At 68.3% G+C, this 14,783-nt stretch carries 16 protein-coding genes and 2 pseudogenes; 15 read left to right on the top strand and 3 right to left on the bottom strand.

Annotation, left to right across the window (positions count from 1 at the left end; all coding sequences use genetic code 11):
* Positions 1-211: 211 nt before the first annotated feature.
* Positions 212-1,207, top strand: a complete 996-nt coding sequence (locus AC2W7M_RS08760; RefSeq protein WP_486131720.1) for a lytic murein transglycosylase — start codon at positions 212-214, stop codon at positions 1,205-1,207.
* A gap of 9 nt (positions 1,208-1,216) precedes the next feature.
* Here AC2W7M_RS08760 and AC2W7M_RS08755 read toward each other — a convergent pair whose 3' ends face one another.
* Positions 1,217-2,002 carry a type 1 glutamine amidotransferase gene (locus AC2W7M_RS08755; RefSeq protein WP_486131718.1) on the bottom strand — a complete coding sequence of 262 codons (786 nt, stop codon included), beginning with the start codon at positions 2,000-2,002 and terminating at the stop codon, positions 1,217-1,219.
* 277 nt (positions 2,003-2,279) lie between these two features.
* Here AC2W7M_RS08755 and rpsD point away from each other — a divergent pair, with 277 nt between their 5' ends.
* Positions 2,280-2,897, top strand: a complete 618-nt coding sequence (rpsD, locus tag AC2W7M_RS08750; RefSeq protein WP_486131716.1) for a 30S ribosomal protein S4 — start codon at positions 2,280-2,282, stop codon at positions 2,895-2,897.
* Between the two features lie 117 nt (positions 2,898-3,014).
* Here rpsD and AC2W7M_RS08745 read toward each other — a convergent pair whose 3' ends face one another.
* Positions 3,015-3,338 (bottom strand): DUF1476 domain-containing protein, encoded by a 324-nt coding sequence (locus AC2W7M_RS08745; RefSeq protein ID WP_486131714.1) that lies wholly within the window; start codon positions 3,336-3,338, stop codon positions 3,015-3,017.
* A gap of 325 nt (positions 3,339-3,663) precedes the next feature.
* On the opposite strand from AC2W7M_RS08745, the gene purC reads away from it, so the two are divergent.
* The 10 genes and pseudogenes from purC to AC2W7M_RS08695 all read left to right on the top strand — a co-directional run bounded on the left by purC (position 3,664) and on the right by AC2W7M_RS08695 (position 9,707).
* Positions 3,664-4,458, top strand: a complete 795-nt coding sequence (gene purC / locus AC2W7M_RS08740; protein WP_121625174.1) for a phosphoribosylaminoimidazolesuccinocarboxamide synthase — start codon at positions 3,664-3,666, stop codon at positions 4,456-4,458.
* Positions 4,459-4,645: 187 nt separating this feature from the next.
* Positions 4,646-4,888, top strand: a complete 243-nt coding sequence (gene purS / locus AC2W7M_RS08735) for a phosphoribosylformylglycinamidine synthase subunit PurS (protein ID WP_348833463.1) — start codon at positions 4,646-4,648, stop codon at positions 4,886-4,888.
* A 115-nt stretch (positions 4,889-5,003) separates the two neighbouring features.
* Positions 5,004-5,165: a hypothetical protein gene (locus AC2W7M_RS08730; RefSeq protein WP_486131712.1), complete on the top strand. Its 162-nt coding sequence runs from the start codon at positions 5,004-5,006 to the stop codon at positions 5,163-5,165.
* Between the two features lie 6 nt (positions 5,166-5,171).
* Positions 5,172-5,870, top strand: a complete 699-nt coding sequence (gene purQ / locus AC2W7M_RS08725; RefSeq protein ID WP_486131710.1) for a phosphoribosylformylglycinamidine synthase subunit PurQ — start codon at positions 5,172-5,174, stop codon at positions 5,868-5,870.
* 37 nt (positions 5,871-5,907) lie between these two features.
* A complete protein-coding gene (locus AC2W7M_RS08720; protein ID WP_486131708.1) occupies positions 5,908-6,210 on the top strand; it encodes a BrnT family toxin in 303 nt (100 codons plus the stop codon).
* A complete protein-coding gene (locus tag AC2W7M_RS08715) occupies positions 6,194-6,427 on the top strand; it encodes a BrnA antitoxin family protein (protein WP_486131706.1) in 234 nt (77 codons plus the stop codon). The genes AC2W7M_RS08720 and AC2W7M_RS08715 overlap by 17 nt, the downstream gene beginning before the upstream one ends.
* Before the next feature lie 53 nt (positions 6,428-6,480).
* Positions 6,481-8,687 (top strand): annotated as a pseudogene (gene purL / locus AC2W7M_RS08710) (phosphoribosylformylglycinamidine synthase subunit PurL).
* Between the two features lie 23 nt (positions 8,688-8,710).
* Complete coding sequence (locus AC2W7M_RS08705; RefSeq protein ID WP_121625167.1) at positions 8,711-8,950, top strand: BolA family protein; 240 nt, start codon at positions 8,711-8,713, stop codon at positions 8,948-8,950.
* A 126-nt stretch (positions 8,951-9,076) separates the two neighbouring features.
* The gene (grxD, locus tag AC2W7M_RS08700) at positions 9,077-9,415 is read left to right on the top strand and encodes a Grx4 family monothiol glutaredoxin (protein ID WP_486131704.1); all 339 of its coding nucleotides are present in this window, start codon (positions 9,077-9,079) and stop codon (positions 9,413-9,415) included.
* Positions 9,408-9,707 (top strand): hypothetical protein, encoded by a 300-nt coding sequence (locus AC2W7M_RS08695; RefSeq protein WP_486131703.1) that lies wholly within the window; start codon positions 9,408-9,410, stop codon positions 9,705-9,707. Before grxD ends, AC2W7M_RS08695 begins: the two co-directional genes overlap by 8 nt.
* A 58-nt stretch (positions 9,708-9,765) precedes the next feature.
* On the opposite strand, the gene purB is transcribed toward AC2W7M_RS08695, so the two are convergent.
* Positions 9,766-11,073, bottom strand: a complete 1,308-nt coding sequence (gene purB, locus AC2W7M_RS08690) for an adenylosuccinate lyase (protein WP_486131701.1) — start codon at positions 11,071-11,073, stop codon at positions 9,766-9,768.
* Positions 11,074-11,267: 194 nt separating this feature from the next.
* Between purB and thrC the strand changes: the two genes are divergently transcribed.
* From thrC to AC2W7M_RS08675, 3 genes and pseudogenes are all read left to right on the top strand, one after another.
* Positions 11,268-12,680, top strand: a complete 1,413-nt coding sequence (thrC, locus tag AC2W7M_RS08685; protein WP_486131699.1) for a threonine synthase — start codon at positions 11,268-11,270, stop codon at positions 12,678-12,680.
* Positions 12,677-13,938: pseudogene (locus tag AC2W7M_RS08680) on the top strand (M16 family metallopeptidase). Before thrC ends, AC2W7M_RS08680 begins: the two are co-directional and overlap by 4 nt.
* A gap of 194 nt (positions 13,939-14,132) precedes the next feature.
* Positions 14,133-14,759, top strand: a complete 627-nt coding sequence (locus tag AC2W7M_RS08675) for a GNAT family N-acetyltransferase (RefSeq protein ID WP_486131697.1) — start codon at positions 14,133-14,135, stop codon at positions 14,757-14,759.
* Positions 14,760-14,783: the final 24 nt, after the last annotated feature.

Raw genomic sequence — 14,783 nt, 5'->3', positions numbered from 1 at the left:
CTGGCCGGCGCTGCCGGCGGCTCCTGGCGTCGCCGGCCCATGCCCAGTCGGCCGCCCAGCCGTTCGACGCCTGGGGTCGCGGCGCTTCCGCGCCCCGCGCCAAAGGACCGCGGCATCTCGGACGAGGTCTATGACCGCGTCTTCAACGGCCTGAAGCCGGACACCCCGCGTCTATGCGCAGGACCAGGCGCAGCCGGAATTCACCGAGGAGGTGTGGCAGTATCTCAACCGCCGCGTCTCCGACTGGCGCATCGAGCGTGGGCGCCAGCGGCTCAGGGAATATTCCGGCCTGTTCGAGCGCATCGAGCGCGACTTCGGCGTCGAGCGCGCCGTCATGCTCGGCTATTGGGGCATGGAAAGCGCCTATGGCGACATCCTGAGCAACGTCAATGCCATGCCGCCGGTGTTTCCGAGCCTCGCGGCGCTGGCCTGGGGCGAGCCGCGGCGGCGCAAATACTGGGAGACCGAGCTGCTCAACGCGCTGGTGATCGTCCAGCGCGGCTGGGGCACCCCCTCCCAGATGAACGGGTCGTGGGCGGGCGCCATGGGGCACACCCAGTGGATGCCCGAGGTGTGGCTCAACATGGGCGTCGACTATGACGGCGACGGGCGCATCTCGCCCTTCGGGCCGCCGGACGATGCCCTGGCCGGCACCGCCAACTATCTGGTGAAGCGCGGCAAGTACCGGCGCGGCGAGCCCTGGGGCTTCGAGGCTCGCCTGCCCATGGGCTTCGACACCGACCTCGCCGACAACAAGACCCGCCGCTCCCTCAATGACTGGAGTCAGATGGGCCTTGCTTCCATCGACGGGCAGTCGCTCGCCGGCCTGCCGGATCCGGCGCGTCTGTGGCTGCCGGGCGGGCCGGGCGGGCCGGCGCTGCTGCTGCTCCACAATTTCTATGCGGTGCGCTCCTACAATCCCTCGTCCAACTACGCCCTTGCCGTGGTGCATCTGGGCGACCGGGTGATGGGATACGAAGGCTTCCGCACCCCCTGGCCGGGCGGCGAGCGGGCGCTGACCCTGTCGGAGATCCAGGAGATCCAGCGCCGCCTCACCGCGATCGGCTTCGACACCGGCGGCACGGACGGGCGCGTGGGCACCATGACCCAGCGGGCCGTGCGCGCCTTTCAGCAGAAGGCCGGCATCACGCCCGCCGACGGCTATGCCGGCCTCGTGGTGCTGAACACCCTGCGCAAGGGGATCTGAGCACCACGCTCACCCCCAGGTGGCCCGGAAGTTGCGGTAGAGCTTGCCGGCGGCCTCGCGGAACACCGGCATCTTCTCCTGCGTCGCCACCTCCAGAAGCTTCTGGCCCTCGGGGCCGGTGATGGCTTCGAGGGCGCAGCGATACTCGATGATCTCGCCCCATTCCGGCACCGTCGCCTCGGTCAGCTCCACGTGATACTGGATGCCGAACGCCCGCGCGCCCACCTGGAGCGCCTGGATCGGGCAGTGGGCGTTCTCGGCCAGGATCTTGGCGCCCTTGGGCAATTCCAGCACCGCGGCGCCGTGCCATTGCAGGGTCGGGAACGTTTCGCCCAGGCCCCTGAAGAGCGGCGAAGCCGCGCCGTCGGCCGTCAGACTCACGTCGGTGACGCCCACTTCCGGCTTCGCCATGAGGCCGACCTTGCCCCCCAGCGCATCCGCCAGCAGCTGGTGGCCGAGGCAGACGCCGAGATAGGGCCGGCCGGTGGCCATCCAGTCGCGGATCGCCTGCTTCTCGGCGACGAGCCAGGGATGCTCCTCCTCCTGCCAGACATCCATGGGGCCGCCGAACACCATCAAAGCGTCGTAGCCGTCGAGCGGCGGGATCTGTTCGCCCTCGTCCAGCTCCACCGCATCCCAGGTGACGCCGTCGGCGCGCATGAGATCGCGGAAGCTGCCGGGGTGCTCGGCGGCGACGTGCTGGAAGACGAGGACTTTCACGGCAAGTCTCCAATGGGCGGCGGCGGAACGGTCGATGGTCGCGGGATACTGGCGGATGGACGTACTTTGATGCAAGAATATTTCTTGTGAGTGAAACATTCGTATCGTGAATGAATGCGCGCCGCCGGGGAAAACGGCCGCCGGCATTGACTCCGCGCGCCTGCCCGACTAAGAGCGCCAGACCTTGCGGGCCGCCATCGGCCCGTTCGGCGTTTCACGCACCCGTGGCATCGTGTGGCAGCGCGCCAGGCGAGCCTGTCGGCGGGAAGGGCAGGGACCTTGGGTCCAAACCCTTTGCGCAGAGGAGGGGCGCGATCCCAACCCACTGAAGAACATCAAGGATCCGCGTTACATGAGCAAGCGCATTGCGGCCAAGCACAAGATCGATCGCCGCATGGGCGAGAACATCTGGGGCCGCCCGAAGAGCCCCGTCAACCGCCGCGAGTACGGCCCCGGCCAGCACGGCCAGCGCCGCAAGGGCAAGCTGTCCGACTTCGGCGTGCAGCTGCGCGCCAAGCAGAAGCTCAAGGGCTATTACGGCTCGATCGGCGAGAAGCAGTTCCACCGCATCTATGTGGAGGCCGCCCGCCTGAAGGGCGACACCGGCGCCAACCTGATCGGCCTCTTGGAGCGCCGTCTCGACGCGGTGGTCTACCGCGCCAAGTTCGTGCCCACCATCTTCGCCGCCCGCCAGTTCGTCTCCCACGGCCACGTGAAGGTGAACGGCAAGCGCGTCAACATCCCGTCCTACCTGGTGAAGGTCGGCGACGTGGTCGAGGTGAAGGAAGCCTCGCGCCAGATGCTCCTGGTGCTGGAAGCCCAGCAGCTCGCCGAGCGCGACGTGCCCGACTATATCGAGCTGGACAGCCACAAGCTGAGCGCCAAGTTCGCCCGCATCCCGGAGCTGAACGAAGTGCCCTATCCGGTCCAGATGGAGCCGAACCTGGTGGTCGAGTACTACTCGCGCTGACCGGTTCCCCGCTTTGAAATCGAGAAGGCCGCCCTTTGGGGCGGCCTTTTTCGTTGGCGGCTTTGGTTGGCGGCTTTCATTGGCGACGGACCCCGGGGGGCTGCGCCGCCGGCCGGATCAGCCCGCCGACTTCACCTCGGCGGCGGCGGCAGCCAGGAACTCGTCCATGTTGCGGCGGATCTGATGATCGGAGACGTCCACCCCCTTGGCGTCGAAGTCGGCACGCAGCTTGCGGAACACGTCCTCGTCGCCGGCCTCCTCCAGATCGGCGACCACCACTTCCTTGGCGTAGGTGTCCGCCGCCTCGCCGGTAAGGCCAAGCTTCTCGGCCGCCCACAGGCCGAGCTTCTTGTTGCGGCGGGCGAGCGCCTTGAAGCGGGACTCCTCGTCCAGGGCGAAGCGCTTCTCGAACCCTTCCTCGCGCTTGTCGAACGTGGTCATGGCAGTCCTCTTCCCTGACGTTTGCGTGACCTGATCCCGGCCCGTGCGGCGCACGGCGCGAGGCGGCTCTTGCATAGTGCGGGGCACTGACTAGATCAACGGTCCAAGACGCTGCGTCATGTCGCGGACGCTCACGCCATCGTGCGGTCGGCCGCCCGCGCGGCGCGCCGCCGAGCCGCCGAAGCCTTGCAGCGCCTTGCCGAAGTCCCGCCGAGCGGGCCGCGTTGTATCGCGGCGCGCGATCGGCTAGTGTCCTGACGGGTGTGGTGCGCGAGCGCGTCCACGCCCCGCCGAGGAGCGTCACCCGAACGGAGCCTTGGCAACAATGGATTTCCTCAAGTCACGGTATACCCCCATGAGCCGCCGCCGCCGAATCTACGAAGGCAAGGCGAAGGTCCTCTATGAAGGCCCCGAGCCCGGCACCCTGATCCAGCACTTCAAGGACGATGCCACGGCCTTCAATGCCAAGAAGCACGAAGTGATCGACGGCAAGGGCGTGCTCAACAACCGGATCTCGGAGTACATCTTCTCCCGGTTGAACGACATCGGCGTGCCGACCCACTTCATCCGCCGCCTGAACATGCGCGAGCAGCTGATCCGGGAGGTGGAGATCATCCCCCTCGAGATCGTCATCCGCAATGTCGCGGCCGGCTCGCTGTCCACCCGCCTCGGCATCGAGGAGGGCACCCAGCTGCCGCGCTCGATCATCGAGTTCTACTACAAGAACGACGCGCTGAACGATCCGCTGGTCTCGGAAGAGCACATCACCGCCTTCGGCTGGGCCACCACCCAGGAGATCGACGACATCATCGCGCTGGCGATCCGCGTGAACGACTTCCTGTCCGGGCTCTTCCTGGGCGTGGGCATCCGCCTCATCGACTTCAAGATGGAATGCGGCCGCCTGTGGGAGAACGACATGATGCGGATCGTCGTGGCGGACGAGATCAGCCCCGATTCGTGCCGGCTCTGGGACATCAAGTCCAACGACAAGATGGACAAGGACCGCTTCCGCCGCGACATGGGCGGCCTCGTCGAGGCCTATTCCGAGGTCGCGCGCCGGCTCGGCATCCTGATGGAGAACGACCCGACCCAGGGCAAGGGGCCGGTCCTCGTCAAGTGAGGGTGTCGCCCGGTTGAGCGCTGCGCTGGAAAAGTGCTAGCGAGTGGCCGGCCGGACGAGATCGAGCACGAGCGGGGCCGCGCCCCGTTTTGCGTTGCAGCAGTCCTTGAGCCGCGCCTTGGTGCCAACCATGGCCGGCAAGCGGAGCGACAGGTGCCATGAAGGTTGTCATGAAGGCGAGGGTGTCATGAAGGCCCGCGTGATCGTCACCCTGAAGTCGGCGGTGCTGGACCCGCAGGGCAAGGCCATCGAGGGCGCGCTGCGCTCGCTCGGCGTCGCGGGCGTGCAGAGCGTGCGCCAGGGCAAGGTGTTCGACGTGGAACTGGCCGGCAACGACCGCGCCAGCGCCGAGGGCGCCCTGAAGGAGGCCTGCGACAAGCTGCTCGCCAACACCGTGATCGAAACCTACAAGGTCGAGTTCGCGGAGTGATGTGATATCCTTGCGGGACGCGGCGCGGGCAGGGCCGCCGAGAGGGCGAGATGGCCGAGGTCACGAACGAGCTTCTTTATGAGGTTCTGAAGTCGATGCAGACCCGGTCGACCAGATGAACCTGAAGCTGGAGGAAGTGCGGCAGGAGCTTTCCGCTATGCGCTCCCACGTATCCGGCCTGCATCAGGACGTGCACAACATCTACGGAATCCTCGCGCGGCACGACGCGCGCCTCGATCGCATCGAACGCAGGCTCGACCTCGTCGGCACCCACTGAGAGACCATGAAACCAGCCGTCATCCTCTTTCCCGGCTCCAACCGCGAGCAGGACGCCGTCCGCGCGCTCAAGATCGTCGGCGGCGCCAAGCCGCAGGTGGTCTGGCACGCCGACCATGAACTGCCTTCGGGCACCGACCTCGTGGTGCTGCCCGGCGGCTTCTCCTACGGCGACTATCTGCGCTGCGGCGCCATCGCCGCGCGCGCCAACATCATGGATGCGGTGCGCGCCCACGCCGCCAAGGGTGGCCTGGTGCTGGGCATCTGCAACGGCTTCCAGATCCTGTGCGAGGCCGGGCTGCTGCCGGGCGTGCTGGTGCGCAATGCCCGGCTCAGGTTCGTGTGCCGCGAGGTGCTGCTGCGCGTGGAGCGCGCCGACACGCCCTTCACCAAGGCCTACCGCAAGGGCGACCTCATCCGCATCCCCGTCGCCCATGGCGAGGGCAATTACACGGCCGACGAGGCCACCATCGCCCGGCTGGAGAGCGAAGGCCGCGTCGCCTTCCGCTATGCCCGCCGCGACGGGCAGATCGACGAGACGGACGGCCCGAACGGTGCCATCAACGGCATCGCCGGCATCTATTCCGAAAAGTTCAACGTGCTCGGCATGATGCCCCACCCCGAGAACTACATCGAGGCCGAGATCGGCCCCACCGACGGCCGCGGCCTGTTCGAGAGCCTCGCCGGTGCCCTCAAGGCGGCGTGACCCTTCGGCTTGAAAATGTGTACACGGATGTGTACCTATGGAGTTCGAATGGGACGAGGCGAAGCGGGTCGAGAACCTGCGCAAGCACAAGGTCGATTTCGGCCTTGCCGTCGAGATATTTGAAGGCCCTCATGTCGAAGCCCAAGACACACGCTTCCCCTACGAAGAAGAGCGCTTCCTTGCGATCGGAGCGTTCGAGGGGCAGCACTACGTCGTCGCATTCACGTGGCGCTCCGGCGTCCGCCGCGTCATCTCCGCTTGGCGTGTCGGTCCCCGGGGAGCAAGGCGATATCAGAAGGTGCTCGCTCGAGGACCTGCGCGCCATGCGCGCCCGCGGTGAGCTGTTCGAGACCGCCCCCGACGCGCCCACCTACGAGCTGCCCGACGGCTTCTGGGAGAATGCCCGCGTGGTGTTTCCCGAGGCGCCCGGCAAGACCTCGGTCCACCTCAGGGTGGACAGCGACGTGCTCGACTGGTTCAAGGCCCAGGGAAAGGGCCACCTCACGCGCATGAATGCCATCCTGCGCGCCTATTATGACGCCCATCGCGCCAAGTGAGGCCTCGTGATGCCTCACCGCAGCGACACGGCCGGGAAACGAACATCGTGAACCTGATCCCCAATACGCCCCGCATCACCCCCGATCTGGTGGCCGAGCATGGCCTCAAGCCGGAGGAATACGAGCATTTCCTCAAGCTGATCGGCCGCGAGCCGTCGATCACGGAGCTGGGCATCGTCTCGGCCATGTGGAACGAGCACTGCTCGTACAAATCGTCCAAGGTCTGGCTGCGCACCCTGCCCACCACCGGCAAAAGGGTGATCCAGGGGCCGGGCGAGAATGCCGGCGTGGTCGACATCGGCGACGGCCTCGCCGTGGTGTTCAAGATGGAGAGCCACAACCACCCGTCCTTCATCGAGCCCTACCAGGGCGCGGCGACCGGGGTCGGCGGCATCCTGCGCGACGTCTTCACCATGGGCGCGCGGCCGATCGCGACGCTGGACTTCCTGCGCTTCGGCGACTGCCATCACCCCAAGACCCGCCGCCTGCTGGCGGGCGTGGTGGCCGGCATCGGCGGCTACGGCAACTCGTTCGGCGTGCCCACGGTGGGCGGCTCCGTGGGCTTCCACAAGCGCTACAACGGCAACATCCTGGTCAACGCCATGGCGGTGGGCCTCGCCAAGACCGACGAGATCTTCTATGCGGCGGCGACCGGCGTCGGCCGCGCCATCGTCTATCTGGGCTCGAAGACCGGGCGCGACGGCATCCACGGCGCCACCATGGCCTCCAACGAGTTCGGCGCCGACGCCGAGGAGAAGCGCCCGACCGTGCAGGTGGGCGACCCCTTCGCCGAGAAGCTGCTGCTGGAGGCCTGCCTCGAGATCATGAAGGCGGGCTGCGTGGTGGCGATCCAGGACATGGGTGCCGCCGGCCTCACCTGCTCGGCGGTGGAGATGGGCGCCAAGGGCAATCTCGGCGTCGAGCTCGACCTCGACAAGGTGCCGTGCCGCGAGGCCGGCATGAGCGCCTACGAGATGATGCTGTCCGAGAGCCAGGAGCGCATGCTCATGGTGATCGCCGACGGCAAGGAGGCCGAGGCCGAGGCGATCTTCCGCAATGGGGGCTCGACTTCGCCATCGTCGGCCACACCACCGATACCCTGCGCTTCGTGGTGAAGCACAAGGGCCTGGTGGAAGCCGACCTGCCCATCAAGGAACTGGGCGACGAGGCGCCGGAATATCGCCGGCCCTATGCCGAGCCCAAGCCCCGTCCGGTGATCGCGCCGGCGGACGTGCGCACCTCTTCCTCGGTGGCCGACGCGCTGGAACGCCTCATCGCCTCGCCGGACCTGTGCTCCAAGCGCTGGGTGTGGGAGCAGTACGACCACCTCATCCTCGGCAACACCGTGCAGCGTCCAGGGGGCGACGCCGGCGTGGTGCGGGTGGAGGACGGCCCCAAGGCGCTCGCCTTCACCACCGACGTGACGCCGCGCTATTGCGAGGCCGATCCGTTCGAGGGCGGCAAGCAGGCGGTCGCCGAAGCGTGGCGCAACCTCACCGCGGTCGGCGCGCTGCCCATCGCCGTGACTGACAATCTCAACTTCGGCAATCCCGAAAAGCCCGAGATCATGGGCCAGTTCGTGGGCTGCGTGAAAGGCATCGGCGCCGCCTGCGAGGCGCTCGATTTCCCGGTCGTCTCGGGCAATGTCAGCCTCTACAACGAGACCAACGGCCAGGCGATCCTGCCGACCCCCACCATCGGCGGCGTCGGCCTGATCGAGGACATGCAGAAGACCGCGACCCTCGGCTTCAAGGCCGCCGGGGAGGCGGTCCTCCTGGTCGGCAAGACCGTGGGCTGGCTCGGGGCGAGCAAGTTCCTCTCCACCATCTGCGAAAGGGAGGAGGGGGCGCCGCCGCCGGTCGACCTGGTGGCGGAAAAGCGCAACGGCGATTTCGTGCGGTCGCTGATCCTGGACGGCATCGCCACCGCGGTGCACGACATCTCCGACGGCGGCCTGCTGGTGGCGCTCGCCGAGATGGCCATGGCGGGCCGCTTGGGCGCCTCGCTGGAGGCGCCGCCGGCCGGCATGGACCCCTTCGCCTGGTGGTTCGGCGAGGATCAGGCGCGCTACATCGTCACCGTACCGAGCGGACACACGGCCGAGATCGCCCGCAAGGCGGAAGCCCTGGGCGTGCCGGTGGCGAAGATCGGCAAGACCGGCGGGGACAAGCTTGCAATCCCCGATGACCGGGCCATCATGGTCGAATCCCTGCGCGACCGGCACGAGACGTGGCTGCCCATCTATATGGGCGCCTCCTGAGGCCAGATTTCGAGGACAGCCCGATGCCCATGCACCCGCGAGAGATCGAGCAGCTCATCAAGGAGGCGCTGCCCGACGCCACCGTGGTGATCGAGGACCTCGCCGGCGACGGCGACCACTATGCCGCCCGCATCGTCTCGGAAGCATTCCGCGGCAAGAGCCGGGTGCAGCAGCACCAGATGGTCTATGCGGCGCTGAAGGGGAACATGGGCGGCGTGCTGCACGCGCTCGCGCTGCAGACCAGCGTGCCGGAGACGCCCTGACCTTTGGTCGGTGCACCTCCCGACCGCGTGCGGCCGGCCGGCGCCATCTTGCACTTTCCCTTCGGGCGGCCGATCTTTACACCGACGGTTGCCGCCCGGCGGCCACGAATTTGCGGAAGTAAGATCATGAGCGCGCACGATTTCATCGATCAGGAAGTCAAGAGCACCGATGTGGTGCTGTTTATGAAGGGCACCCCCCAGTTCCCGCAGTGCGGCTTCTCGGGCCAGGTGGTGCAGATCCTCGACCACGTGGGCGTGCCCTTCAAGGGCATCAACGTGCTCCAGTCGGACGAGCTGCGCCAGGGCATCAAGGAATACGCCAACTGGCCGACCATTCCCCAGCTCTACGTGAAGGGCGAGTTCGTGGGCGGCTGCGACATCGTCCGCGAGATGTTCCAGGCGGGCGAACTGGTCCCGTTCCTGGAGGAGAAGGGCGTCGCCCTCGGGGATCGCGCCGTTGGCTGAGGCCTCCACCGCGCCGACCCTTGCGCTCAAGATCGCGATCACGCTCGGCATCCTCGCCGATGCGGCGATCGTGGTGCTGCTGATCGCCATTTCCGGCTTCGTCTTCGGCGGGCCGGAAGGGGCGCGAGGCGAGGCGTCGGCGGTGGCGGGCTGGGGCATCAGCCTTGCGGTGTGCGTGCTCTCGCCGCTGCTCGGCCTCGTGATGTGGCGGCGCGGACGGCGCGATCTGGCCCTGGCAATGACGTGGCTGCCGCCGCTGGCGATCCTGGTGGGCGCGGTGGTGGCGCGCTGAGGCGCATCCGGACAAGAAAAAGGCCCGCTCCGGCGGGCCTTTTTCGTTTCAGCGGCGCTCAGGCGTGGCCGAACACGCGCTTGAAGATCGTATCCACGTGCTTCAGGTGGTAGCCGAGGTCGAACTTCTCGTTGATGTCGTCTTCCGACAGGTATTTGCGCACGTCCGCATCGTTGAGCAGGAAGGTGCGGAAGTCGCCTTCGCCGCGCCAGACCCGCATGGCGTTGCGCTGCACCAGCCGATAGCTGTCCTCGCGGCTCGCGCCCTTCTGGGTCAAGGCGAGCAGCACCCGCTGGGAGTGGATGAGGCCCCCGAGCTTGTCCATGTTCTTCTGCATGTTGTCCGCATGGACCACCAGCTTGTCCATCACGCCGGTGAGGCGGGAGAGGGCGAAGTCCAGAGTCACGGTGGCGTCCGGGCCGATCATGCGCTCGACGGAGGAGTGGGAGATGTCGCGCTCGTGCCAGAGCGCCACGTTCTCCAGCGCCGGCGTCACATAGGCGCGCACCATGCGGGCGAGGCCCGTGAGGTTCTCGGTGAGAACCGGGTTGCGCTTGTGCGGCATGGCCGAGGAGCCCTTCTGCTCGGGCGAGAAATACTCCTCCGCCTCGAGCACTTCCGTGCGCTGGAGATGCCGCACCTCGGTGGCGAGCCGCTCCACCGAGGAGGCGACCACGCCCAGCGTGGCGAAGAACATGGCGTGCCGGTCGCGCGGGATCACCTGGGTGGAGACGGTCTCCACCTTCAGCCCCATCTTGGCGGCCACATGCTCCTCCACCCGCGGGTCCACATGGGCGAAGGTGCCGACCGCGCCGGAAATGGCGCAGGTGGCGATCTCCTCCCGCGCCGCGACGAGGCGGGCGCGGTTGCGCTGGAATTCGGCCGCGGCGATGGCGAGCTTCACGCCGAAGGTGGTGGGCTCGGCGTGGATGCCGTGGGAGCGGCCGACCGTTGGGGTGAGCTTGTGCTCGACGGCGCGACGTTCCAGCACCGCAAGCAGCGTGTCGAGGTCAGCGATCAGCAGATCGGCGGCGCGCGTGAGCTGCACCGAGAGGCAGGTGTCCAGCACGTCGGACGAGGTCATGCCCTGATGGACGAAGCGGGCGTCCGGGCCGACGAACTCGGCGAGGTGGGTGAGGAAGGCGATGACGTCGTGCTTCACCTCGCGCTCGATGGCGTCGATGCGGTCGATGTCGAACTCCGCCGGGCCGCCCAGCTCCCAGATCTTGGCGGCCGCCTCCTTCGGCACGATGCCGAGCTCGGCCATGGCATCCGCCGCGTGCGCCTCGATCTCGAACCAGATGCGGAAGCGCTGCTCGGGGGTCCAGATGGCGGCCATTTCGGGGCGGCTGTAGCGGGGGATCATGAGGTCTGCGGTTCCTTCGTTTCGTGCCAGCGCTCTAGCAGAGAACGGCCGTCCTGAGTAGCGCCGGCCGCGCCGGGCCTTATCCACCGGCGGCCGCCGCGCCGCATTCCGCGGGTTCTGGCGGCTTTCGCCGGGCGGCCTATGCGTCTAGTCTGGCGCGGCGCACCTATCGGCATGCAATTCCAGAGGATCCCTTGCGCTACGTGTCCACAAGGGGCGAGGCCCCCGTCCTGTCCTTCGCCGACGCCTTGCTCGCCGGCCTTGCCCGCGACGGCGGCCTCTACGTGCCCGAGACCTGGCCGACGCTGTCGGACGCGGAGATCGCGGCGCTCGCCGGCAAGCCCTATGCCGAGGTGGCGAAGGCCGTGATCGCGCCGTTCGTGGCGGAGTCCATTCCGCGCCGGGCGCTGGACCTCATGATCGAGGACGCCTATGCGGGCTTCCGCCATCCCGCTGTGGTGCCGCTGGTGCAGATCGCGCCGAACCGGTTCGTGCTGGAGCTGTTCCACGGTCCGACGCTGGCCTTCAAGGACGTGGCGATGCAATTGCTCGCCCGCCTCATGGACCATGTGCTCGGCGCGCGCGGGGCGCGGGCGACCATCGTCGGCGCCACGTCCGGCGACACCGGCTCGGCGGCCATCGAGGCGTTCCGCCATTCGGACGCGGTGGACGTGTTCATCCTCTACCCGCACAAGCGCGTCAGCGAGGTGCAGCGGCGGCAGATGACCACGGTCGCCTCGCCCAACGTGCACGCCATCGCCGTGGAAGGCACGTTCGACGACTGCCAGGCCATGGTGAAGGCCATGTTCAACCACCACGCCTTCCGCGACCGCCTCGCGCTCGCCGGCGTGAACTCCATCAACTGGGCGCGCATCGTCGCCCAGGTGGTCTATTATTTCTATGCCGCCACCGCGCTCGGCGCGCCGCACCGCTCCGTGTCGTTCGTGGTGCCCACCGGCAATTTCGGCGACATCCTCGCCGGCTGGGTGGCGAAGAAGATGGGCCTGCCCATCGCCGATCTCTCCATCGCCACCAACGTCAACGACATCCTGGCGCGCACCCTGGAGACCGGCCGCTACGAGACCAAGGGCGTGAAGCCCTCGTCCTCGCCGTCCATGGACATCCAGGTCTCGTCCAATTTCGAGCGGCTGCTGTTCGAGGCCCTGGACCGGGATGCCGCAACCGTCCGGGAGATGATGGGCTCGCTCGCCCAGTCCGGCGCCTTCAGCCTGCCGCGCGCCGCACAGGCGGCGATCGCCGCCGACCTTCTCCGCCGCCCGCGCCGACGAGCCGAGACGGCGCAGACCATCGCCCGCGCCTTCGCCGATGCCGGCTATCTCGCCGACCCCCACACGGCGGTCGCGCTCGCGGTGGCGGACAAGGTGGAGCATTCCCGCAAGGTGCCGCAGGTGGTGCTCTCCACCGCCCATCCCGCCAAGTTCCCGGACGCGGTGGAGGCGGCCACGGGCCTGCGCCCGCCGCTGCCGCCGCACATGGCCGACCTCCTGACCCGCAAGGAGCACGTCACCGTGCTGCCCAACGACCTGTCCGCCGTGGAAGCCTTCATCTCCCGCACCGCCCGCTTGGGCGCCGGCGCCGCCGCATGAGCGTGAAGGTCTCCACGCTGCCGAACGGCATCACCGTCGTCTCCGACGACATGCCTCATCTGGGCACCGCATCGCTCGGCATCTGGGTGGGCGCGGGCGCGCGCGACGAGGCGCACGACGAGCACGGCATCTCGCATCTGCTGGAGCACATGGCCTTCAAGGGCACGAAGCGCCGCTCCGCCCGCCGCATCGCCGAGGAGATCGAGCAGGTGGGCGGCGACATCAATGCCGCCACCTCGGTGGAGCAGACCTCCTACAACGTGCGGGTGCTGGGCGAGGACGTGGCGCTCGGCGTCGACATCCTGGCCGACATCCTCACCGAGCCGGCCTTCGCCGCCGACGAGCTGGAGCGCGAGAAGAACGTCATCGTCCAGGAGATCGGCGCGGTCATGGACACGCCCGACGACCTGGTGTTCGACCACTTCCAGGAGCGCGCCTTCCCCGACCAGGCGGTGGGCCGCTCCATCCTCGGCACGCCGCAGACCGTGCGGTCCTTCAACCGCGGCCAGCTCGCCACCTATCTGATGCGCCATTATCGCGGGCCGCGCATGGTGGTGGCGGCGGCGGGCGCGGTGGACCACGACCGTCTGGTCACTGAGGCGGGCGGGCGGCTTGCCGCCATCTCCGGCGAGCACCCGGCGGTCCAGATGCCGGCCTCCTATGCCGGCGGCGTCCATCTGGCGCCGCGCGACCTGGAGCAGGTGCACCTGCTGATCGGCATCGAGGGCTGCTCGTTCAAGGACGAGGAGCACCATGCGGTGCAGGTGCTCGCGAACGTGCTCGGCGGCGGCATGTCCTCGCGCCTGTTCCAGGACGTGCGCGAGGAGCGCGGCCTCTGCTATTCCATCTATGCCTTCCATTGGAGCTATGCGGACACCGGCCTGTTCGGGGTCTATGCCGGCACCGACGAGGGCGACGTGGGGGAACTGACCGCCGCCGTCGTCGACCAGATGCTGGAGACCGGCGACACCGTGACCGAGACCGAGGTGGCCCGTGCCAAGGCGCAGATGAAGGTGGGCCTGCTCGCGGCGCTGGAGAGTTCGGGCGCGCGGGCGGACCAGCTGGCCCGGCAGATGCTCGCCTTCGGCCGGGTGATCCCGGTGGAGGAGATCGTCGCCAAGGTGGAGGCGGTGGACGTCGCCAAGGTGCGCGCGGCGGCGCGCCGTCTGGTGCGGGGGCGCGCCCCACGCTTGCGGCCATCGGTCCCGGCGCGGGCCTTGAACCTGCCGCCCGGATCGTGGAACGTCTGGCGGGTTAGGAGACGGTCGGGTCCGGTGGGGGGCCGGTGCGGCCGAGGAGGCGGTCTCCGGGTGGAGGCCGGAAGAGAATGGCGGACGCCGTGTCGCCTTTGGGATCGAAAGTCAGTGCAGCGCTGGACGCTCCATCGCCCGGCGGACCCGTTCCTGATTCCCGGCGGCGGCCTGTGCCGTCGCCCGCTTCGAGGCCACGCTTATGTGGCCGCTGACCTCCCTGTTTTCCGCCGATCCCCTTCCGGCCGTCGAGGCCGGCGGCGTCTATCTGCGCGTGCCCCAGAGTTCCGACTTCGCCCAGTGGCGCGATCTGCGGGCCGGCAGCCGGGCGTTCCTCACGCCCTGGGAGCCGCTCTGGCCGGCCGACGACCTCACCCGCGCCGCCTTTTCCCGCCGGCTCCGGCGCTATGCCCGCGACATGCTCGCCGACCAGGCCTATCCCATGTTCGTGTTCCGCAGCGCCGACCATGCGCTGCTCGGCGGGCTGACCCTGTCCAACGTGCGGCGCGGCGTGTGCCAGGCCGCGAGCCTCGGCTATTGGATGGGCGAGCCGTTCGCCGGCAAGGGCCACATGCGCGCCGCGCTGTCGGCGCTGCTGCCGGTGGCTCATGAGCGCCTGCAATTGCGCCGGATCGAGGCCGCGTGCATGCCGGCCAATGCGCCCTCGATCCGCCTGCTGGAGCGCTGCGGCTTCGTGCGCGAGGGCTATTCGCGGGAATATCTGTGCATCAACGGCGTGTGGGAGGACCACCTGCTGTTCGCGCGCCTGCGCCGCGATCCCATGGTCGATGCGGGGCTCGGCGAGGCAGCGCCGCGCGCCGCCCAATAGGCCGATCCGGTGCGACGGCGGCTG

It is taken from the genome of Xanthobacter sp. BG11Y11_SDJG, from assembly GCF_057364445.1.
The sequence above is the reverse complement of the archived record's forward strand: the minus strand, read 5'-3'. Positions and strand labels throughout refer to the sequence as shown.

Bases quoted from the DNA above. Each gene is read 5' to 3' on its own strand.
- rpsD (WP_486131716.1), top strand. From the start codon at position 2,280: ATGAGCAAGCGCATTGCGGCCAAGCACAAGATCGATCGCCGCATGGGC.
- AC2W7M_RS08745 (WP_486131714.1), bottom strand. From the start codon at position 3,338: ATGACCACGTTCGACAAGCGCGAGGAAGGGTTCGAGAAGCGCTTCGCC.
- purC (WP_121625174.1), top strand. From the start codon at position 3,664: ATGGATTTCCTCAAGTCACGGTATACCCCCATGAGCCGCCGCCGCCGA.
- purS (WP_348833463.1), top strand. From the start codon at position 4,646: ATGAAGGCCCGCGTGATCGTCACCCTGAAGTCGGCGGTGCTGGACCCG.
- AC2W7M_RS08730 (WP_486131712.1), top strand. From the start codon at position 5,004: ATGAACCTGAAGCTGGAGGAAGTGCGGCAGGAGCTTTCCGCTATGCGC.
- purQ (WP_486131710.1), top strand. From the start codon at position 5,172: ATGAAACCAGCCGTCATCCTCTTTCCCGGCTCCAACCGCGAGCAGGAC.
- AC2W7M_RS08720 (WP_486131708.1), top strand. From the start codon at position 5,908: ATGGAGTTCGAATGGGACGAGGCGAAGCGGGTCGAGAACCTGCGCAAG.
- AC2W7M_RS08715 (WP_486131706.1), top strand. From the start codon at position 6,194: ATGCGCGCCCGCGGTGAGCTGTTCGAGACCGCCCCCGACGCGCCCACC.
- AC2W7M_RS08705 (WP_121625167.1), top strand. From the start codon at position 8,711: ATGCCCATGCACCCGCGAGAGATCGAGCAGCTCATCAAGGAGGCGCTG.
- grxD (WP_486131704.1), top strand. From the start codon at position 9,077: ATGAGCGCGCACGATTTCATCGATCAGGAAGTCAAGAGCACCGATGTG.
- purB (WP_486131701.1), bottom strand. From the start codon at position 11,073: ATGATCCCCCGCTACAGCCGCCCCGAAATGGCCGCCATCTGGACCCCC.
- AC2W7M_RS08675 (WP_486131697.1), top strand. From the start codon at position 14,133: ATGTGGCCGCTGACCTCCCTGTTTTCCGCCGATCCCCTTCCGGCCGTC.